Origin of the sequence: Pseudomonas sp. DSP3-2-3 (assembly GCF_049898225.1) — a bacterium.
Classification (GTDB): domain Bacteria; phylum Pseudomonadota; class Gammaproteobacteria; order Pseudomonadales; family Pseudomonadaceae; genus Aquipseudomonas.
This window is the reverse complement of sequence record NZ_JAFCXH010000001.1, coordinates 36,564-56,763: the sequence shown is the minus strand read 5'-3', so window position 1 is coordinate 56,763 and position 20,200 is coordinate 36,564. Positions and strand designations below refer to the sequence as shown.

The 20,200-nt window shown below is 58.0% G+C and carries 18 protein-coding genes and 3 pseudogenes; 6 read left to right on the top strand and 15 right to left on the bottom strand.

Annotation, left to right across the window (positions count from 1 at the left end; genetic code table 11):
- Positions 1-59 precede the first annotated feature (59 nt).
- Both ACP7E4_RS00270 and ACP7E4_RS00265 read right to left on the bottom strand, forming a co-directional pair.
- Positions 60-242: a hypothetical protein gene (locus ACP7E4_RS00270; protein ID WP_426110562.1), complete on the bottom strand. Its 183-nt coding sequence runs from the start codon at positions 240-242 to the stop codon at positions 60-62.
- An 84-nt stretch (positions 243-326) separates the two neighbouring features.
- On the bottom strand, positions 327-1,067 hold the full coding sequence (locus ACP7E4_RS00265; protein WP_426110561.1) for a hypothetical protein: 741 nt from the start codon (positions 1,065-1,067) through the stop codon (positions 327-329).
- A gap of 276 nt (positions 1,068-1,343) precedes the next feature.
- On the opposite strand from ACP7E4_RS00265, the gene ACP7E4_RS00260 reads away from it, so the two are divergent.
- Positions 1,344-1,712 carry a helix-turn-helix domain-containing protein gene (locus tag ACP7E4_RS00260; RefSeq protein ID WP_426110560.1) on the top strand — a complete coding sequence of 123 codons (369 nt, stop codon included), beginning with the start codon at positions 1,344-1,346 and terminating at the stop codon, positions 1,710-1,712.
- Positions 1,713-1,810: 98 nt separating this feature from the next.
- Here ACP7E4_RS00260 and ACP7E4_RS00255 read toward each other — a convergent pair whose 3' ends face one another.
- From ACP7E4_RS00255 to ACP7E4_RS00235, 5 genes are all read right to left on the bottom strand, one after another.
- On the bottom strand, positions 1,811-2,863 hold the full coding sequence (locus ACP7E4_RS00255) for a DNA topoisomerase IB (protein ID WP_426110559.1): 1,053 nt from the start codon (positions 2,861-2,863) through the stop codon (positions 1,811-1,813).
- 88 nt (positions 2,864-2,951) lie between these two features.
- Entirely contained in the window at positions 2,952-4,040 is a 1,089-nt protein-coding gene (gene modC, locus ACP7E4_RS00250; RefSeq protein WP_426110558.1) for a molybdenum ABC transporter ATP-binding protein, read from the bottom strand.
- Positions 4,041-4,043: 3 nt separating this feature from the next.
- Positions 4,044-4,724, bottom strand: a complete 681-nt coding sequence (gene modB / locus ACP7E4_RS00245) for a molybdate ABC transporter permease subunit (RefSeq protein ID WP_426110557.1) — start codon at positions 4,722-4,724, stop codon at positions 4,044-4,046.
- The gene (gene modA / locus ACP7E4_RS00240; RefSeq protein ID WP_426111477.1) at positions 4,725-5,429 is read right to left on the bottom strand and encodes a molybdate ABC transporter substrate-binding protein; all 705 of its coding nucleotides are present in this window, start codon (positions 5,427-5,429) and stop codon (positions 4,725-4,727) included. It lies immediately after the preceding gene.
- A 172-nt stretch (positions 5,430-5,601) separates the two neighbouring features.
- The gene (locus tag ACP7E4_RS00235; protein WP_426110556.1) at positions 5,602-6,678 is read right to left on the bottom strand and encodes an NAD(P)H-dependent flavin oxidoreductase; all 1,077 of its coding nucleotides are present in this window, start codon (positions 6,676-6,678) and stop codon (positions 5,602-5,604) included.
- Between the two features lie 114 nt (positions 6,679-6,792).
- Here ACP7E4_RS00235 and ACP7E4_RS00230 point away from each other — a divergent pair, with 114 nt between their 5' ends.
- Positions 6,793-7,443 (top strand): TetR/AcrR family transcriptional regulator, encoded by a 651-nt coding sequence (locus ACP7E4_RS00230; RefSeq protein WP_426110554.1) that lies wholly within the window; start codon positions 6,793-6,795, stop codon positions 7,441-7,443.
- Between the two features lie 45 nt (positions 7,444-7,488).
- Positions 7,489-8,505 (top strand): MDR family oxidoreductase, encoded by a 1,017-nt coding sequence (locus tag ACP7E4_RS00225; RefSeq protein WP_426110552.1) that lies wholly within the window; start codon positions 7,489-7,491, stop codon positions 8,503-8,505.
- Here the strand turns inward: ACP7E4_RS00225 and ada are convergent.
- The 5 genes and pseudogenes from ada to ACP7E4_RS00200 form a co-directional block, all read right to left on the bottom strand.
- Positions 8,495-9,592, bottom strand: coding sequence for a bifunctional DNA-binding transcriptional regulator/O6-methylguanine-DNA methyltransferase Ada (gene ada, locus ACP7E4_RS00220; RefSeq protein ID WP_426110550.1), 1,098 nt, complete (start codon positions 9,590-9,592; stop codon positions 8,495-8,497). The genes ACP7E4_RS00225 and ada overlap by 11 nt on opposite strands.
- A 93-nt stretch (positions 9,593-9,685) precedes the next feature.
- Positions 9,686-10,561, bottom strand: a complete 876-nt coding sequence (copD, locus tag ACP7E4_RS00215) for a copper homeostasis membrane protein CopD (protein ID WP_426110548.1) — start codon at positions 10,559-10,561, stop codon at positions 9,686-9,688.
- A gap of 4 nt (positions 10,562-10,565) precedes the next feature.
- Positions 10,566-10,955 carry a copper homeostasis periplasmic binding protein CopC gene (copC, locus tag ACP7E4_RS00210; protein ID WP_426110546.1) on the bottom strand — a complete coding sequence of 130 codons (390 nt, stop codon included), beginning with the start codon at positions 10,953-10,955 and terminating at the stop codon, positions 10,566-10,568.
- A gap of 186 nt (positions 10,956-11,141) precedes the next feature.
- Positions 11,142-11,729, bottom strand: coding sequence for a methyl-accepting chemotaxis protein (locus tag ACP7E4_RS00205; protein ID WP_426111475.1), 588 nt, complete (start codon positions 11,727-11,729; stop codon positions 11,142-11,144).
- Positions 11,730-12,275: 546 nt separating this feature from the next.
- Positions 12,276-12,779, bottom strand: a pseudogene (locus tag ACP7E4_RS00200) (MCP four helix bundle domain-containing protein); the annotation flags it as partial.
- A gap of 189 nt (positions 12,780-12,968) precedes the next feature.
- On the opposite strand from ACP7E4_RS00200, the pseudogene ACP7E4_RS00195 reads away from it, so the two are divergent.
- The 3 genes and pseudogenes from ACP7E4_RS00195 to ACP7E4_RS00185 all read left to right on the top strand — a co-directional run bounded on the left by ACP7E4_RS00195 (position 12,969) and on the right by ACP7E4_RS00185 (position 16,518).
- A pseudogene (locus tag ACP7E4_RS00195) lies at positions 12,969-13,452 on the top strand (tyrosine-type recombinase/integrase).
- A 109-nt stretch (positions 13,453-13,561) separates the two neighbouring features.
- Positions 13,562-14,728: pseudogene (locus tag ACP7E4_RS00190) on the top strand (pyridoxal phosphate-dependent aminotransferase); the annotation flags it as partial.
- A gap of 461 nt (positions 14,729-15,189) precedes the next feature.
- Entirely contained in the window at positions 15,190-16,518 is a 1,329-nt protein-coding gene (locus ACP7E4_RS00185; protein WP_426110544.1) for an OprD family porin, read from the top strand.
- 75 nt (positions 16,519-16,593) lie between these two features.
- Here ACP7E4_RS00185 and ACP7E4_RS00180 read toward each other — a convergent pair whose 3' ends face one another.
- From ACP7E4_RS00180 to gcl, 3 genes are read right to left on the bottom strand one after another with little or no spacing between them, the layout of a single operon-like run.
- On the bottom strand, positions 16,594-17,484 hold the full coding sequence (locus ACP7E4_RS00180) for a 2-hydroxy-3-oxopropionate reductase (protein WP_426110542.1): 891 nt from the start codon (positions 17,482-17,484) through the stop codon (positions 16,594-16,596).
- Positions 17,485-17,523: 39 nt separating this feature from the next.
- Complete coding sequence (hyi, locus tag ACP7E4_RS00175; RefSeq protein ID WP_426110540.1) at positions 17,524-18,306, bottom strand: hydroxypyruvate isomerase; 783 nt, start codon at positions 18,304-18,306, stop codon at positions 17,524-17,526.
- 24 nt (positions 18,307-18,330) lie between these two features.
- Complete coding sequence (gene gcl / locus ACP7E4_RS00170; protein ID WP_426110538.1) at positions 18,331-20,106, bottom strand: glyoxylate carboligase; 1,776 nt, start codon at positions 20,104-20,106, stop codon at positions 18,331-18,333.
- Positions 20,107-20,200: the final 94 nt, after the last annotated feature.

Genomic DNA, 20,200 nt, shown 5'->3' with positions numbered 1-20,200 from the left:
TGTACAAATGAATAAACGGGCGAAACCCGATGCGTCAGTGTATGTGCGAAGGCGTACGGTCAGCGAGGGTTCGCCGAATCGGGCACTTTGGGGGTGTGGCCCTGGTCATCGTGATCGCCGCCGGTTTGCGCTTCCTCCTCGCGCGTTTCTTCGGTGCGCTGTTGATGGTCGGCGATGTCGGCCGGACTTGCATCGGGATCGTTGATGTTGTCGCCGCGAATAGTGCGTTTATCGTCTGACATCAGAACCGTCTCCTTGGGTTGATATGACTACGATCCAGCAACGGGCCGGATCGTTCAGTCCATATCTGCGACCTCCAAGGCACACTACGTCTTGGTCGGCCGGTCCAGTCGGCGAAAACTCACCACCCAGACCCAGGGATTTTCACTCCATGAATCAATGCCATGCAGCCGTTGCCAATACAGAGCGAACGCAATTACCGCTGTGATACTCATGCCTGTGCTGGGATGAGGCAGGTGATTGACAAAATACAGGTGAACGCCGTCATGCATGGGCGAAAAACCCTCTGCCTGCGCCTGCTCATCGGTGATGTCACGCAAGCGCTCGATGCGTATATCGGTGACTTCCAGATCAACCCGGGAAGCCCGCCGGGGCATGAACAGACTCGGCCGCAGCCACCACGTCGGGGCAGGGTCGGCGCGGGAGGCCTTGACGTAGTTCGCAGGTTCGCTGACAGAGTAATCGCGGCCGGAGTCGAGTGTCATATCGATAAAGCGCCAGTCGTTACGGCCGTTTTTTTTATTGGGATGCGTTTCCCATCGACCAAAAGCGTAAAAAACTTCTTTCAGCCATAACGTGGTGCCCGGTTGACCGTAGGGGCAAAGGTCTGAGGCACCTTCCGCGAGATGATTTTGCAGATCAAGTTGCGCCGGGCTATCGCTTGAGTCCTGCTGCGAACCGCCTGCGTAGTGCGCCTCAGGGCCGGCCTGATCCTTCGCAACCAGGCGGCGCAGAGGGAATTTCACGATGCGACGAGTTACGTTTTTTTTGCCGGCCAGAATCGCATTGACCATGGGGGCACTAAAGATAATAGGGCGTTCAGTCACGAGCTTTCCCTGGAGCGATAAACTACGTTTATCAAAGTTTTAATTTCAATAGCGTTTGTTTATGACTGCAACTAACGGCGCGCTGGCCATCAGAGAAATGTGAAGGGTTGGGATCTGGAACATCTGACCCTACTGTTGTAGCGTAGGAAACGGCTTATTGCCAAGTGCGAACGGTCCTACGGTAATGTTTGGTATCTGGAAAGCCCAACAGACCGTTTTAATCCGCCGATTTTTTTGAGAAACTTGCGACTCGTGATGGCGGGAGGATCCAGGTCCATGAGTGAAATAGGCACAAGACTGAGAGAAGAGCGCAAGCGCCTGGGCTTGTCCCAGCGGGAAATGGGCCAGCTAGGCGGGGTGGCAGCGAATGCTCAGGGCAAGTACGAAAGTGGTGAGCGTGTGCCCAAGGCGGACTATCTGGCAGCGTTGGCGAGCATTGGTGTAGACGTGCTCTATGTATTGACCAGTCGCCGCGCCACGGGGCTTGGCGTAGACAACTTGTTCAGCCGGTTCGAAAATCCAGCTGTGCAATCCGACGTACTACTTACCGAGGTCCAACACGCGGTCAAGCATTTCCTTGCCACGATCGAAGAGCTGTCCAACACCTACGACGTCAACGGCAAGCAGAGCAACATTGGCGTCTGACGCGTAGCGAGGCTATGCCAAAAAACATTGAGAAACTCACCAACTGGCCAGTGAGCGGATGCAACCCACTCACCGGCGGCGAGACACAGGCTCCGGGCTCACTCATCCTGCACAGCCAGCGCTGCGGCCTTATCCATAAGGTTCTGCAGGAAACCTGCCAGCGCAACCTCTTCGGCGCGCAGCCCCTTGCGCTGTCGGCTGCGGGGCAGCTTGGCAAGTTCTCCCTGTAGAAATCCTTCCATGACTGCGGGATGGATGTAGCACTTGCGACAAATGGCGGGGGTGTTGCCCAGCTGTCGGGAAACCGCTTTCACCATGTCAAGAATATGCTTTTTCGCATCGCCCTCAGGCTCCCAATCAAGTTTGCGCAGCGTCGCCAGGGCCAATGCACTGCCTGCCCAGGTGCGATAGTCCTTGGCGGTGAAGCCTGCGCCGGTCAGGTTTTGCAGATACGCATTGATGTCCGATGAACTGACGGTATGGCGCTCGCCGTTGTCGTCCAGATACTGAAACAGGTTCTGCCCCGGCAGTTCCATGCAGTGTTTTATAACCCTGGCCAGTCGCCGGTCCGTCACGCTGATCTTATGCTCCACGCCACTTTTGCCACGAAATTCGAAGAGGATCGAATTGCCACGAACCGCAACGTGCTTGTTGCGCAATGTGGTCAATCCATACGAACGGTTGTCCCGGGCATATTGACTGTTGCCGATACGGATCAAGGTTGCATCGAGCAGTGAAATAACCGTCGCCATCACCTTGTCCCGGCCAATACCCGGCTGCGCGAGTTGCGCCTCGATTTTCTTGCGCACCTTGGGCAAGGCCAGACCAAACTCGACCATGCGTGAATACTTGTTCTGATCACGAACTTCTCGCCAGCGCGGGTGATAGCGATATTGTTTGCGCCCCCGTGCGTCGCGCCCGGTCGCTTGCAGATGCCCCTGCGGGTCGGCGCAGATCCACACATCGGTGTAGGCGGGCGGTATCACCAGCGCATTGATGCGTTTGATTTCGGCTTCATCCTTGATGCGCTGGCCGTGCACGTCGAAATAGACGAATTTGCCGCGCAGGATCTTCCTGCTCAGGCCGACCTGGGTATCTTCAACGTAGTGCAAATCAGAGGGAAGTTGTGCGATGACAGTGGTGTCGGGCATGGCAGTCGATCCGAAGGGCAGTTAAAGGCATTGACCGCAGCCCTGCTCAGTGGTGCCGACTATTTGCATATGCCCCAGATTCGATAAATCAGGCAAGCACCGCTACCGATTTGATTTGAGCCCACAGCTGCTGGCCCACAGCCAGCTGCAACTGGTCGCGAGAATAGCGGGTGATTCGTGCCAGTAATGGCGTGCCGGCGGCATCGAGCCGCACCAACACATGGGCAGCATTGTCCGCATCAACTTCGCTGATCACCGTGACAGGCAAGCGATTGAGGATACTGCTGTGCTCGTCCGGTTGCCGAGTGAGGCTGACGTCACGGGCCTGGATCTTGAAACGCAGCGACGTGCCGGTTGCCAGAGGCGTATGCGCGACACGCATTAGAAGATCGCTGCCGGGCAGGCGCAGGCTGAGCAATTGGTAGTCGGCATCATAGGCGCTGACTGAACCTTGAACGACCACGCCGGCGTCGTCGCCCATGGCCAGCGGCAGGTCGAGTCTGGCCAGGGTTTCGCCAATCGGCCCGCTGGCCAATACTCGACCTTCGCTGAGCAACACCAGATGATCGGCCAGACGCGCAACTTCATCCTGGGAGTGGCTGACATACAGCATGGGGATGTCCAGTTCGTCATGCAGCCGCTCCAGATACGGCAGTATTTCACTTTTGCGTTTGGCGTCCAATGCGGCCAGCGGCTCGTCGAGCAGCAACAGGCGAGGACTGGTCAACAACGCGCGAGCAATGCCGATTCGCTGCCGCTCACCTCCGGAAAGCTTGTCCGGCCGACGTCCCAGCAAATGTTCAATGCCCAGTAGCTGGGTGGCTTGAGTCAGGTCGATGCGGCGCTCTGTTTTAGGGATTCGTCGCATGCCGAATTCGAGATTGTCCTGCACCGACAGATGCGCAAACAGGCTTGCCTCCTGAAACACATAACCCAGCGCGCGTTTATGTGGTGGCAGAAACACGCCGTTGACGCTGTCCTGCCATACCTCGCCGTTGATTTTTATGTAACCGCTTGGAGCTTTTTCAAGGCCGGCAATGCAGCGCAGGCAAGTGGTCTTGCCTGAGCCGGAATGACCGTAAAGCGCGGTAACGCCTTTGCCCGGCAGGGCTAAATCCACGTCTACGGAAAACTCCGGGTAGGCCACGTGCAAGCGCACCTGTATTTGCGAGGTCATCGGTCAGCTCCAGCCAGATTTGGTCTTGCCGCTGGAGTAGAGCGCCAGAAGAACCAGAAATGAGAACACCACCATGGCACCCGCCAGCCAGTGGGCCTGCAGGTATTCCATGGATTCCACGTGATCGAAGATCTGCACGGAGACCACACGGGTTTTCTCGGGAATATTGCCGCCAATCATCAATACCACGCCAAATTCGCCGACTGTGTGGGCAAATCCAAGAATGGCACCGGTAATGAACCCTGGTTTGGCCAGGGGTAAAACCACACTGAAGAAGGTGTCCCATGGATTGGCGCGCAGCGTCGCGGCCACTTCCAGCGGCCGTGGGCCAATCGCGGCGAAGGCATTTTGCAGCGGCTGCACCACGAACGGCATGGAGTACAACACCGAACCGATCACCAGACCCGGGAAGCTGAAGGTCAGCGTGCCAATGCCCAGGTACTGGGTGAACTGACCCACAGCACCATTGGGCCCGAGCAGTAACAGCAGATAGAAACCAATGACGGTCGGCGGCAACACCAAAGGCAGCGCGACAATTGCCCCGATCGGACCTTTTAGCCACGATCGGGTATGCGCCAGCCACAACGCGATGGGCGTACCAATCACCAGCAAAATTACCGTGGTCAACGACGCCAGCTTCAGCGTCAGCCAGATGGCGGCCAGATCAGAGGCGTCCAGTGGCATTTACAACTGATACCCGAACGACTTGATCACGGCTGCGGCTTTCGGACCTTTGAGGTATTCGATCAGCGCCTTGGCAGCTGCGTTGTCCTTGCCTTTGTTCAGAATGACGGCGTCCTGTTTGATCGGCTCATGCAGGTTGGCGGGCACAATCCAGGCCGAGCCGCTGGTGAGTTTACCGTCCTTGAAAATCTGCGACAGCGCGACGAAACCCAGCTCGGCATTGCCGGTGGACACGAATTGGTAAGCCTGGGTGATGCTCTGGCCTTCAACGATCTTCGGCTTGGTGGCGTCAGTCAGACCCAACTTGTCCAGCACCTGGGTAGCGGCCAGACCATAGGGCGCGGCCTTGGGGTTGGCGATGGACAGATGTTCAAACGTGTTGCTCTTGAGCACTTCGCCTTTGTCGTCAACATAACCGTCTCTGGCCGACCACAACGCCAGGGTGCCGACTGCGTAGGTGAAACGCGAGCCCTTGACGCTGTCGCCTTCCTGCTCAAGTTTGGCAGGCGTGGTGTCGTCGGCGGAGAGGAACACTTCAAACGGCGCGCCGTTCTTGATCTGGGTATAGAACTGTCCGGTGGCACCAAACGACGCCACCAGTTTATGGCCAGTGTCTTTCTCAAAGTCCTTAGCGATGGCCTGGATCGGCGCGGTGAAGTTGGCAGCAACGGCCACTTGCACTTCGTCAGCGAAAGCACTGCTCATTGCCAGGGCGGCAACCAGGCCAGTCAGGGATTTAAGAGCAAGAGTTGTGGGGAAAACGCGCATTGAAACAGCTCCAGAGGCAGAGACACGAGAATTGACTGGCCGGAAACTACCGGCCATTCGCTATATATCGAAATATATAGCGGTAGGTCGTATCAGGGGAAGCGAAGTTTCAAAGGCTTACAAGTTTTTCCAGCGCCTGCTGCGCCATGGTCTGGGTCAGTTGCGCGGCTGAATATTGATGTTTTATGCCTACGGCTTGTCCCGCCCAGAGGCTCATGAAGTCAGGATTGCCTTGGGCTTCGGCAATGGCCCGCAGTGGAATCAACGGACCGCCAGCCAGCGGAAAAGCCGCTGCTATCGGGCTGATGGGGCCCAATTCACGCATTACCCGGTTAACAATGCCGCGTGCAGGGCGCCCGGTGAAGATATTGGTGAGGGCAGTCTGACTTTCGTTGGCGGTGCGCAGTGCTTCCCGGTGCAATTTGTTAGTGGTGGATTCCGGGCAGAACAGATAAGCCGTACCCACTTGCACTGCCGAGGCACCGAGGATGAACGCCGCCGCCATCGTACGGCCATCGGCAATTCCGCCAGCAGCAATGACCGGCAGACTCACGGCGTCGACGATCTGCGGCACCAGGGCCAGGGTGCCGACTTGCGTGTACAAGTCGTCGCTCAGGAACATGCCACGATGTCCGCCAGCCTCATAACCCATGGCGATGATGGCGTCGCAACCGTGCTGTTCCAGCCAGATTGCCTCGGCGACGGTGGTTGCCGATGAGATCACTTTGGCGCCACTGGCTTTGACACGCGCCAGCAGCGCGGCATCGGGCAGCCCGAAATGAAAACTGACCACTTCTGGCTTGAGCTCTTCCACCAATTCGCAGCTGGCTGGATCAAACGGCGCGCGGCTGGACACCGGCGAGGGCGCGGCGAAGTCGGCGCCCAGTTCCTGATAGTAAGGCTGCAAGGCATCCTTCCAGCCGGCTACGCGCTGCGGGTCATCGGCGGGCGGTTGATGACAGAAGAAATTGAGATTCAGCGGCGCTTGGCTGTGCTGGCGAAAAACCGCGACTTCATCGCGGATCTGTTGGTGGCTCAACATCGCGCAGGGCAGTGACGCCAGCCCCCCTGCATTGCCGACCGCGATTGCCAGCGCGGAACCACTGGCACCCGCCATCGGAGCTTCCAGAATCGGAAGCTGGATATTGAACAGCTCAAGAATGCGACGATCAGGCCAGGCAGTCATGTGTGCTCCATTGCGCGCGAATGTGAAACCGCTATTGAGCGTGGATTCTGGCTATTTGGCAACCGAAGCCAAGGCCTTGTTGACATAAAAGACGATCGGTCTAATATCCAGCTCATGACTACAAAAGCTCGCACAACAGAAGTTCGGAAAACCCGCCGCCCTGGCCGTCCGCCCAAAGTGGATCGGGAAAATTTCGAAACCCGCGCGGCGCTGATTCGCTGCGGCACAGAAGTGTTCACTGAACAGGGTTTCATGGCGACCGGCATCGATTACATTCTCAAGCAGGTGGGCGTACCGAAAGGTTCGTTCTATCACTACTTCGAGAGCAAGGAAGCGTTCGGGCGCGCGGTGCTGGACAACTACGCTGAGTATTTCGCGCAAATGCTCGATCGCTGGTTGCTCAATCAGTCCCTGACTCCGCTGGAGCGTCTGGTGGGATTCGTGCAGAACGCCAAGGCCGGGATGGCCAGGCATGATTATCGCCGGGGCTGCATGGTTGGCAATCTGGGGCAGGAAGTCGGCATGCTCCCCGAAGGTTTTCGGGAAACCCTTGAAGCGATTTTTCTTACTTGGCAAACCCGTTTGAGCCAGTGTCTGCGAGAGGCTCAACAGGCCAGAGAACTTGCCAAACACGCTGACTGCGACGAGTTGGCTGCGTTTTTCTGGATCGGCTGGGAAGGGGCCGTGCTCCGCGCTCGACTGGTCAAAAGCGATGTTCCCCTCAATACATTCATCAGCGGATTTCTGCGCGGACTGCCGCAGTGATTCTTTCGGCGCATTTAAAGACGATCGGTCTAAACAGGAGGCACCATGGTCAGCGGTACTGAGTTCAGAGGCATCTTGATCGAAAAAGACGACCCGGCAAGCCGCGACATGGCGGGTTACCGCGTTTCTCTGGCGAAGCTCACCGACAATTCGCTACCTCAAGGCGACGTCAGCATCGACGTTTCCTACAGCACGCTGAACTATAAAGACGCGCTGGCGATTACCGGTGCCGGTCCCATCGTGCGCAGCTTTCCCATGGTGCCGGGTGTGGATCTGGTCGGTACGGTTAGCGCCAGCAGCGATGCTGATTTTGCCACCGGCGACACAGTGCTGCTCAACGGCTGGGGCGTGGGTGAAGGGCATTGGGGCGGTCTGGCGGAAAAAGCGCGCCTGCAAGGCAAGTGGCTGATCCCGCTGCCGCAGGCGTTTACGCCTGCCCAGTCCATGGCCATCGGCACCGCTGGCTACACCGCGATGCTGGCGGTCATGGCACTGGAGCATAATGGTGTAACGCCAGACAAGGGTGACATTCTCGTCACCGGCGCCAACGGCGGCGTGGGCAGCTTCGCCGTGGCCATTCTTGCCAGATTGGGCTATCGGGTCGTGGCTTCGACAGGGCGTTTGAACGAGAGCGCTTACCTTGAAAAACTCGGCGCAGCTGAAGTCATTGACCGGGCAACCTTGTCCGAACCGGGCAAGCCATTGACCAAGGAACGCTGGGCGGGCGCTATCGATTCTATCGGCAGCCACACCCTGGCCAATGTCTGCGCCGCGATGCGTTATCGCGGCACCGTTGCAGCGTGCGGGCTTGCTCAAGGCATGGACTTTCCCGGTTCAGTGGCACCTTTCATTCTGCGCGGCGTAACCCTGGCGGGCATCGACAGCGTGACCCGGCCACGGGCCGACCGCATTGAAGCCTGGGACCGCCTGGGTCGAGATCTGGACCTGGCGTTGCTGCCGCTGATCAGTCATGAAATCGGCTTGAGCGAAGTGATGGAAACCGCTGCGCAACTGCTCAAAGGTGAAGTACGGGGCAGGGTGGTGGTTGACGTCAGGCGTTGATGACTGGCATCTCGGGCGATTTTGCTTCCCGATCCAGCAACTCCCGCTTGAGCTCGACGCCCCAGCGATAGCCTGAAAGATTGCCGTCGCTGCGGACCACTCGATGACACGGAATGGCCACGGCCAGGCGATTGGCGCCGCATGCCTGAGCCACTGCGCGAAATGACCTGGGCGCGCCGATGCGTTGGGCAATCTCGGCATAACTGGCTGTGGTGCCTGGCGGGATCTCTTTCAATGCGCTCCAGACGCGCTGCTGGAAGACTGTTCCGCGCAGGTCCAGCGGCAGATCAAGCCCCATGGATGGGGCCTCGACGAAACCCACGACCTGGGCCACCAGCAATTCAAAGTCAGGATCGGCGCCAATCAGCGTGGCGTTGCGAAACTGGTGTTGAAAGTCATCGATCAAGGTGTGCGGATCTTCACCCAGGAGGATCGCGCAGACGCCCAAGGCGCTTTGCGCGACCAGAATCGCCCCCAGTGAACATTCCCCCACCGCAAAGCGGATTTCAGTATTGGCACCTGCGTCACGATACTGTCCGGGTTTCATACCCAATAGCGTTCCGGATGCTTCATAGAAACGGCTGTTGGAGTTGAAGCCAGCGTCATAGAGGGCATCGGTAATGGAACTGCTGCCAGACAACTTCTGCCGGAGTTTCTGGCCTCGATGCGCATTGGCGTAGCCCTTGGGCGTCAGGCCGGTGACTGCCTTGAACACCCGGTGGAAGTGATAAGGGCTCAGCCCGCCGACCTCAGCCAACTGCTTGAGGCTCGGCACCTGTTCGGCCTGTTCGATGGCGCGGCAAGCGTTGGCGACCAGCACCGCGTGCTGCGCGGCAACCAGGGTTTGATCCGCCGCAGCGCGTTTGCTCGGGCGATATCCAGCGGCTTCGGCGTCGGCCGCGCTGTCGAAAAACACCACGTTTTCCCGCCGTGGCAGGCGTGAAAGGCTGCTGGGCCGACAGTACACGCCGGTGGTGCGCACCGCATAGACAAACTGCTCATCCGCCGAAGCATTGCGAGCCAGCACGGCACTCCAGCGCGGATCGTCTTCGGCAAGGGGATTGGCATTCACAAGGGGGCTGTTCATGGCTCGGTTACCTGTTACTGAACTCGATTGACCTTAGAGTAGGGCGATGCGAGTCCGCGAGAACTCCGAGTCTTGCGCTCAAACTCGAGAAACTCAAGCAGCCAGCATCGGCGGTAACGTTCCCAGCAACGATACGGCAGCAACGGCGGCGAAACCGAATGCACACTCCAGCGCAATGCTAATGCGTAGCCTCTGCAAACGAACCTCTTTGCCTGCAAGCATCATCCGGTTCAGAACCGCCAGCGACACCATGCACAGCACCAGTCCGACTTTGATGGCGAGGATCAGACCGAACCCGGAAAACGCCGGGATTGGCCATGGCGCGCCACTCAAGACCCGAACGTTGATCAGTCCAGTGGCGATAATCAGCGCCACCAACCCGTAGCCGATGCCACTGAACCTGAGCAACAGTGCGCGCATATCCAGCTTTTCAGGCCGTAAAACCAGCGCCAGCAACCAACACAATGCGCCGAGCCAGGCAGCAACGGCACTCAGGTGCAGCATTTGATTGAGGATCAGCAGCTGGCCGAACAGGCCACTGAACATGGCTCCATGGCCAACCGGGGCCAGGGTTGCCAGCAGCAGCGCGCTGACGATCAGCCTTGGGCCGGGAAAAGCAGCGGTCGAGCGCGCTAGCACCGCGATCATCAGCACGCCAATCCCCAAATGCCAGCCCCAGACCTTGCCGAAAAACGTGTTGCCTAGAACCAGCAGCAAAGTCTGCGGATCGATTGCATCGATCCAACTTCCTGCCATGCTCGCAGCGCTCAGCGACAGCCATACGACGGCGCTGGCCAATGCCACTGTCGCAAGCCATAGCATGGCGCAGCGCAATTGGCGGTCCAGCACTGCGAGGCGCGCCGAAACCAGGCTGGAGCGGAAAATAACGTCTCGCGACAGGCATAGACCGAACAACACCAGCACCACCGAAAAATGCACAAATCGGCACAGGATCAGCGCGGTCGCCATGAAGTTAAGGGCTTACCGAAAAGCTGTAAGTGCCTTCGCTTTTATGGGTGTCGACCGACACGGCGTGCCATTCGATTTTGTATTCGCCAGCAGTCAACGGCGCAACCGGGGTGACGATCAGGACTTTGTTGTCCGCAGGGTCGGTGGCAATTGCGGGAACCGCTTCAACCATGGTTTTGCCGCTGGCGGCCGTAGACGTGATGCTGACTTTGGTGAATTTCTCTTCAACGCCTTCGGAAAAGTGCAGGCGCAGCTCTTTGGGTGCAGTGACCGTGCTGTCTGCGGCGGGGAGTTGGCTTTCCAGATGAGCATGGGCAAAAGCCAGGCTGGTCAAGGACGCCGAGGCGAGGAGACTGAGGGAGACGACGATGTGTTTGAAGCGCAGGGCAGACATTGAAGGTACCTGTTTGCTTGAACTGAATTGGTGCGTAAACGGCAGTTAAGCGGGCTACTAGACCAGAAACTGCCGATTGACTCCAGTATTCAGGTCAAGATCAGGGCAACAAAAGCGAGCACAATCCTCTGAAGCGGCGTTAGGACTGGGCTCGTGTCTGCGCAAACCGGCACTTAAAACCGGCACTTAAACCTTGAAGAAGCTCACCCGTTCAGTCAGCACATCGGCCAGGGTCGACAGCTCCTTGCTGGAACGTGCCACCTGATTGGAACCCTCGGCGGTTTCCATCGCAGCGTCGTGAATACGATTGATATTCAGGCTGACGTCCTGGGCGGCAACGCCTTGTTGCGCGGCTGCCGTGGCGATTTGCGCGTTCATGTCATTGATGGCCGCGACCTCGTGACGAATCTGGATCAGTGCAGCTTCCGCCAGATGGGTTTGCTCAACGGTGTGCTGGGCCATTTCGCGGCTATCACGCATCAGATCCGCGGTTTTCCCTGCGCCAGCCTGCAACTGGCCGACCATCTCGCGTATTTCACGGGTGGAGTCCTGGGTTCGGGTTGCCAACGAGCGTACCTCGTCAGCCACCACCGCAAAGCCGCGACCGAATTCACCGGCGCGGGCGGCCTCGATGGCGGCGTTCAGCGCCAAAAGGTTAGTGCGCTCGGCAATCGAATTGATCACTGCCACGATGGTTTCGATCTGCTTGCTGTCTTGCGACACCTGGCCCACCGATTGCGCAGCATTTTCCAGAACCTGCGCCAACTCGTCCATCGCCAGCGCTGTGCCTTCGACCACGCGCTTGCCTTTTTCCACTTCCTGGTCGGCGGCCTGTGAAGCGTTCGCAGCCCGGCTGGCATAGCCGGCTACTTCATGAACCGTGACCGTCATCTGGGCGATTGCCGACGCCATGCGCTCGGTTTCGCCGCTCTGCAGGCGCATTTGCTCGCTGTTGCTGTCGGAACTGGCCCGCAGACGGGACGAAGACCCCATCAACTCCATCGCCGCTGAGCGAACCTGAGTGATCGTGCCGGACAAGTGCGTGGCGGTTGTCTTCAACGCACCCATGACGCTGTCGGGATAGCGGGTGTCGATCTTGTCGTTGAGTTCACCGCTGGCCAGCCGGCGAATCAGCCGCGCGACTTCATTGGGCTCGGCACCCAGGGTCGACTTGATGCTGCGGATAATCAGTAACGAGGCGATGACGCCAATTACCACAGCCACTGCGGTCGCCAGCGACATCAGCCAGGCGAAATTGGCGGCGGTCACCCGCACGAAACTCACATCGCTACCGATGACCGCTTCTTCGTTATCAATCAGCGCGTTGATTCGCTTCAGCCACTCTTTGTAGGCTGCGGACACGTCAGTCATCAGCACCGCTTGTGCGCCAGCCATATCGCCTTGTTGACGCAGATTCAACAGCCGCCCGGTCAGCGCAAGCGTGATGCGTTCGCTGCTCTTGATGCCGTCCAGCAGGCGTTTTTCGTCGGCGCTGGCGCCTTTGGTGGCATAGATCTGGTCCAGACCCGTGGCCGAGGTCTGGTAAAGACCGTTGAGCCGCTCAATGTCGCGGAGCTGAATCGCCAGGTTTTGATCATCCTGCACCAGCACCGCATCACGAATGGCAATCGCCCGGTCGTGGACACTGCCACGGAAGTTGATCGCGTAGCGCTGTTTGACGCTGGCGTCTTCGCTGACCCGGGTCAGGCTGCTTTCGATCAACCCGACGCGTTGCACACCGATAGCCGCCACCGCGATCATCAGGGCCAACACCAGGCCGAATCCCAGCCCAAGGCGTTTCGCTATTGTAAGTTGTCCGAGCATGACGAAATTTCCTGAACCGAGTAGGGGGGCTTCGTGTGATATCACGCAGCTATCATTGGTTCAGTTTGCACTAACAACTGTGAATATCTGTCGTCGTTTACATTAATGATGGTTATATAAATTAATGATGGGCTGCTGGATGATACTGGATATACATACAGCTTCATTGTAGAGTGGCGCTTTTGAGCGATTCGCGATCCAGTGAATACCACCGATTCCGTTTCTCTGGGCAAACACCCGTCACCCTTGACGCTTTACCTGGCGCGACTGGCCCCTTCGAGCCGCGTAACGATGACGTATGTGCTGCAGGACGCAGCGGATCGGCTGGGTCTGGCCGACATCGACATTCACGACGTACCCTGGCATTGGCTTGCCGGCAGGCCAGGACGACGACGCGTTTCTATTCAACCGGATCCGCCGCGGCAATCACATCACTCGTGAGCGGATCACCAAACATGCCATCTACTTGATCGCCAAGCAGCGCGGTCGACAGATTGGAGTGGAAATCATGCCTCACGACTTCCGCCGTTCCTTCATCACGCGGGTGATTGAGGAGTTCGATCTTTCCATCGCCCAGAAACTCGCGCACCACACCAATATCGCCACCACGACCGCCTACGACATGCGCGGCGACAATGAACGACGGCGGGTGGTGGATCGATTCGACCTTTAATCAGCCGGCAGTTGGACGCTGCGGTTGAACGAACTTGAGGTTTTACTTATGGTTCGGCTTTTGCCGACGCCGTGTCGTCGGCTCTTTCACCGGGCAGGGAGGCATGAGTATGCGTTTTTCACCGTTGGTTGACCGGATTGGTGGCCATGGCGTTGCAGCCTGGGACATTCATTACGCCGCCTGCGAAGCGCAAGAGCGGGGCGAGGACGTGATCCTGCTCAGCGTGGGCGACCCTGATTTTGCAACGGCGGATTTCATTACCGAAGCGGCGGTCACTGCACTGCGCGCCGGCGACACCCATTACACGCACATTGCCGGGCGTGCCGAGTTGCGTAAGGCGATTGCAGCGCGTTATTCAAAATCCCTGAGTCGCGAGGTTCGCGCGGAAAACGTGATCACCATGGCCGGAGCGCAGAACGCTTTGTTCGTTGCATCGCTGTGTTTGCTGCAGGCAGGGGACGAAGTGATTTCCCTGGATCCGATGTATGTCACTTATGAAGCGACGCTCAGGGCGTCTGGTGCAACCCTGGTGCGCGTGGCCTGTGATCCGGACGCGGGGTTTCGCCTTGATGCTGCGCGACTTGCCGCTGCGATTACCCAGCAAACCCGCGCGATATTTTTGTCCAACCCGAACAACCCGACTGGCGTGACGCTTGATGTTGCCGAACTGCAAGCCATTGCCGATCTGGCGATAGCCCATGACTTGTGGGTAGTCGTCGACGAAGTCTATGAAAGCCTCTGTTATGAGCGTGAGCACGTCAGCCTGGCGAGTCTGCCGGGCATGGTCGAGCGCTGCGTCGTGGTCAGCAGCCTGTCCAAATCTCACGCAATGACCGGCTGGCGCATGGGCTGGATCGTCGCGACGCCAGCACTGATCCGCCATGCGGAAAACCTGTCGCTGAGCATGGTTTACGGCTTGCCCGGTTTCGTCATGGAGGCTGCCTTGGTGGCGGTGACGGCCCACGCTGAAGTGACGGTCGGCATGCGCGAGATTTACCGGCGTCGGCGCGACCTGGTGGTAACAGGTTTGCAGGACTGCCCGGCGATATCCGTGCTCAAGCCTGACGCGGGCATGTTCGTGCTGCTGGACATTCGCGCCACGGGGCTCAGCTCCCTGGACTTTGCCTGGCGATTGCTGCGCGAGAAGGGTGTCTCGGTACTCGACGCTGCAGCTTTCGGTGAACCATCGCAAGGTTTCGTGCGGCTGGCCTTTACCGTGAGCGACGAACATTTGACCCAGGCCTGCCAGCGCATCAAGGCATTCGTGCGCAACTTGACACTGTAGAGCGAGCAAAAAAAAAGCCACCGCACTTACGTGTGGTGGCTATAAAGTTCTAACCAAAGGAATGATGAAGTGGAGCAAGTATTCGATTGCTTTCCGATGCGGAGTCGGAAAGTGATTGAAACGTTGTGCTTCATCGCCGCAAACACTAACACCGGAGCACAGGCTTCAACTATTACAATAATCGATAATGACTATTATCAAACTAACATGATGGCACTTGGCGAAAGATGCTAAAAAATCCGGGCATGGGAGCACACCATGCGCAGTAAACGGCAGTAGGCTAATGAAGTGGATCACTAGAATCCTTGCTCAATCCTGCCTGTCAACCATCTAAGTTTTTTAAAGATTCTGCCGATCACATGTTCATTTATCGTTGAGTTCGGTGGCGTTCAAGGCACCCTGCAACTCGCGAATTGCAACGATAAAAATTATTCGGGATACAGGGGAAAACAATGAAGTTTGTAAAGTGCAATGTCTTGACGCTGGCCGTTTCACTGGGCGTGAGTCAACTCGCAGCTGCGGCCGCGGTCAGTGATCAATCCGAAGCCACCGGTTTCGTCGAAGGCAGCAGCCTCAACGTCCATCTCAAGAATTACTACTTCAATCGCGACGGCAAGAACGGCGGTGGCGATCGTAAGGACTGGACTCAGGGCGTGCTGGGTAACTTCAGTTCCGGCTTCACCCAAGGCACCGTCGGTTTTGGTGTAGACGCTTATGGTTACTGGGGCATCAAGCTGGATGGCGGTGCAGGCACCTCCGGGACCGGCAACTTGCCGGTACGAAACGATGGCTCACCCGAAGACCAATACGGCACCGCAGGCGGTTCGGTGAAGGTTCGGCTGTCGAAAACCGAGCTGCATTGGGGCAATCTGCAACCCACAGCACCGGTATTCGCCGCTGGCGGCTCGCGTCTGTTCCCGCAAACCGCTACAGGATTCAACCTGTTGAGCAGTGAAATTCAAGGCCTGGACCTGGATGCGGGGCATTTCACCAGCAGCAACGGCCCGGTCACCACCAATAACAGCCAGGAACTATACGCCTCTTACGCGGGTGTCACGGCCAAGAGCATCGACTACGCGGGCGGTAAATACGCCATCAACGATAATCTGACCGTCAGCCTGTACGGCTCGGACCTGGAAGATGTCTGGAACCAGTACTACGCGAATACCAACTTCACCCTGCCATTGTCGGATCAACAGTCGTTGAATCTGGATTTCAATATCTACCGCACCAATGATTCTGGTCAGGCAAAAGCAGGCGATATCAGCAACACTACCTGGTCGCTGGCGGCTGCTTATTCTTTCCTGACTGCGCACACGGTGACCCTGGCATTCCAGAAAGTTCATGGCGATACGCCATTTGACTATGTTGCCTTCGGTCATAACGGACCGGGCGATACCGCTGACTCCATATTCATCGCCAACTCCGTGCAGTACTCCGACTTCAACGGGCCCGGCGAGAAATCCTGGCAGGCACGCTACGACTTGAACATGGCAAGTTATGGCGTACCAGGCCTTAGTTTCATGGCGCGCTATATCACGGGTGATGATATCGACGGTAGCCATATGGACGCTAACAGCCCTTATCGCAACTACGGTTATGGCGATGACGGCAAACACCACGAAACCGATGTGGAAGCCAAGTACGTCGTGCAATCCGGCCCGGTCAAGGATCTGGCGTTGCGCATGCGTCAGTCATTCCACCGCGGCAATGCGGATCAGGCCGAAGGGGATAACAACGAAATTCGCCTGATCGCCGATTACCCGATCAACATTTTCTGATCGGCTGCACTTGATCGGTTGAAGGCTGCCAGGCCGCTTGCAACGAGCGGCCTGGCTTGACGGACAACAATGGAATTACGCCTCGCGAATCGAGAAGTTCGCCATGTGCTCCAGTCCCTTGATCAATGCCGAATGATCCCACTGGCTGCCGCCCAAGGCCGCGCAGGTGCTGAACACTTGCTGAGCATTGGCGGTATTGGGCAGGTTCAGGTTCAACTCACGCGCCCCTTCAAGTGCCAGATTCAGATCCTTCTGATGCAGAGCAATGCGAAATCCTGGGTTGAATGTGCCTTTGATCATCCGTTCGCCATGCACTTCGAGAATCTTCGAACTCGCAAATCCGCCCATCAATGCCTCACGAACCCTGGCGGGGTCGGCGCCATTCTTTGCTGCGAACAGCAGCGCTTCGGCAACCGCCTGAATGTTCAGGGCGACGATAATCTGATTGGCGACCTTGGCGGTCTGGCCATCGCCGTTACCACCCACCAAGGTGATGTTTTTGCCCATGGCTTGCAGCAAGGGCAGGGCGCGCTCGAACGTGTCCTGATCACCGCCGACCATGATGCTCAAGGTCGCGGCCTTGGCCCCGACTTCGCCGCCCGACACTGGCGCATCCAGATAAAGAGCGCCCGTGGCATTGATTTTCTCGGCGAACGCCTTGGTCGCCGAGGGCGAGATGGAACTCATGTCGATAACGACTTTACCTTCAGAGCTGCCTTGCGCGATTCCGTCTTCGCCGAACAACACCAACTCGACATCGGGTGTATTGGGCAGCATGACGATGATGAACTCAGCCGCCTGCGCAACCGCCTTGGGGCTGTGCAGTACTTGCGCGCCGCTGTCTCGCAGCGATTCGGGCGCTGGCGAGTGATGGTCGGACAGCAACAGGCTGTGCCCGGCCTTGATCAGGTTGACGGCCATGGGCAGACCCATGATGCCGGTGCCGATAAATCCGATGGTAGCCATGGAAATGCTCCTTTCTAGGGTGATTGAACACACTGGCAATTAAACAATGTTGTGGGATTTCATCCAGCCCAGGCCCGCTTCGGTGCTGGTCAGTGGCTTGTATTCGCAGCCAATCCAGCCTTGATAACCGATGCGGTCCAGATGGCCGAACAGGAAGTGATAGTTGATTTCGCCAGTGCCCGGCTCGTGGCGGCCCGGATTGTCGGCCAGCTGCACGTGCTGGATCACAGGCAGATTATTTTCAAGGGTTCGCGCCAGATCACCCTCCATGATTTGCATGTGATAGATGTCGTATTGCAGCGCCAGATTGCTGCTGCCAACCTGGCCCAGAATGTCCAGGGCTTGCCGCGTGGTGGTTAGATAAAAGCCCGGAATATCCCGGGTGTTGATCATCTCCACGATCAGACGAATACCCGCCGCTTGCAGTTTGTCCGCCGCGAACTTGAGGTTGTTGACGAATGTCTGTTCGGTCAACCTGGCGCTGGCACCCGCTACTGGAATCCCGGCCAGGCAGTTGATCTGGGTGTTGCCCAGTACCTTGGCGTAGGCAATGGCCAGATCGACCCCGGAACGAAACTCCTCGATCCGATCCGGGTGGCAGGCAATACCGCGTTCGCCCTTGGCCCAATCTCCGGCCGGTAAATTGAACAACACCTGGGTCAGCCCATGGGCGTCCAGTTCGGCCTTGATCTGCGCCGAGCTGAACTCGTACGGAAACAGGTACTCGACGCCGCGGAAGCCGGCACGGGACGCGGCTTCGAAACGTTGCAGAAAGTCCACTTCGGTGAACAGCATGGATAGGTTGGCGCAAAGACGTAGCATGTCAGTTCCTCGTGAATGTGGGGGTCAGTCCATCAGGCTGACGGAAGTCGGTGCATCGGCGCGGGTTTCAGCCAGCGCTTCGAATTCGTTGATGGCGTTTATTTCGGTGCCCATGGAGATGTTAGTGACGCGCTCCAGAATGACCTCGACGATCACCGGCACGCGGTGCTGCTGCATGAGCGACCGGGCTTCGGCGAAAGCGGCTTGCAGATGAGCCGGATCGGTCACCCGAATCGCCTTGCAACCCAGTCCTTCGGCCACCGCCACATGATCGACGCCGTAACCTTCCAGTTCGGGGGCGTTGATATTGTCGAACGCCAGCTGCACGCAGAAATCCATGTCAAAGCCGCGCTGCGCCTGACGAATCAGGCCCAGGTACGAGTTGTTCACCACCACATGGATGTACGGCAGCTTGAATTGCGCGCCAACGGCCAGCTCCTCGATCATGAACTGGAAGTCGTAGTCGCCAGATAACGCCACCACGTTACGGCCCGGATCAGCCTTGGCCACGCCCAGCGCGGCGGGAATGGTCCAGCCCAGCGGACCGGCCTGGCCGCAGTTGATCCAGTGCCGAGGTTTGTAGACGTGCAGGAATTGCGCGCCGGCGATCTGCGACAAGCCGATGGTGCTGATGTAGCAGGTGTCCTTGCCGAAAAAGCGATTCATCTCTTCGTAGACCCGCTGCGGCTTGACCGGCATGTCGTCGAAGTGAGTCTTGCGCTGCAGGGTGCGTTTGCGTTGCTGACAGCTGGCCAGCCAGGTGCTGCGGTTTTTCAGCTTGCCAGCGGTGTGCCATTCACGGGCGACCTCGATGAACATGTCCAGCGCAGCGCCTGCGTCGGAGACGATGCCCAGGTCAGGCATGAGTACCCGGCCGATCTGGGTCGGCTCGATATCGATGTGGATGAACTGCCGACCATCGCTGTACACCGACACCGTCCCGGTATGGCGGTTGGCCCAGCGGTTGCCGATGCCCAGCACCAGATCCGATTCCAGCAGCGTGGCATTGCCGTAGCGATGGGAGGTTTGCAAACCGACCATGCCGGCCATTTGCGGGTGATCGTCAGGGATCGTGCCCCAGCCCATCAAGGTCGGGATCACTGGAATGCCCGTCAGCTCAGCGAACTCCACCAACGCTAACGATGCATCCGCATTGATGATGCCGCCACCGGCCACGATCAACGGACGCTCAGCTGCGTTGAGCATGGCCAGGGCTTTTTCGATCTGCTTGCGGCTGGCCTGCGGCTTGACGATGGGCAGCGGTTCGTAGGCGTCGATATCGAATTCGATTTCTGCCATCTGCACGTCAAACGGCAAGTCGATCAGCACCGGACCGGGGCGACCGCTGCGCATCAACTGGAAGGCTTTCTGAAAAACGTAAGGTACCTGGCCCGGTTCCATGACCGTCGTCGCCCATTTGCACACCGGCGCGGCGATGCTCGCGATGTCTACGGCCTGGAAGTCTTCCTTGTGCATCCGCGCACGCGGGGCCTGGCCGGTGATGCACAGGATCGGAATCGAATCTGCCGAGGCCGAATACAGGCCGGTGATCATGTCGGTTCCGGCCGGGCCGGACGTGCCGATGCACACGCCAATATTCCCCGCCACCGCGCGGGTATAACCTTCGGCCATATGCGACGCGCCTTCAACGTGGCGGGCCAGCACATGATCGATGCCGCCAAGTTTTTTCAGCGCGGCGTATAACGGGTTGATCGCCGCGCCAGGAATACCGAATGCAGTATCGATACCTTCGCGACGCATGACCAGTACAGCGGCTTCGATGGCTCTAATGATGGTCATTTGCTAGTCTCCTGAGCTCGATAGTTTTTGTATGGGCCTAGACTGCTTTCAATCCATATAGAGGGGAATTGCAGTGCTGGGCATTTCTGTCGGT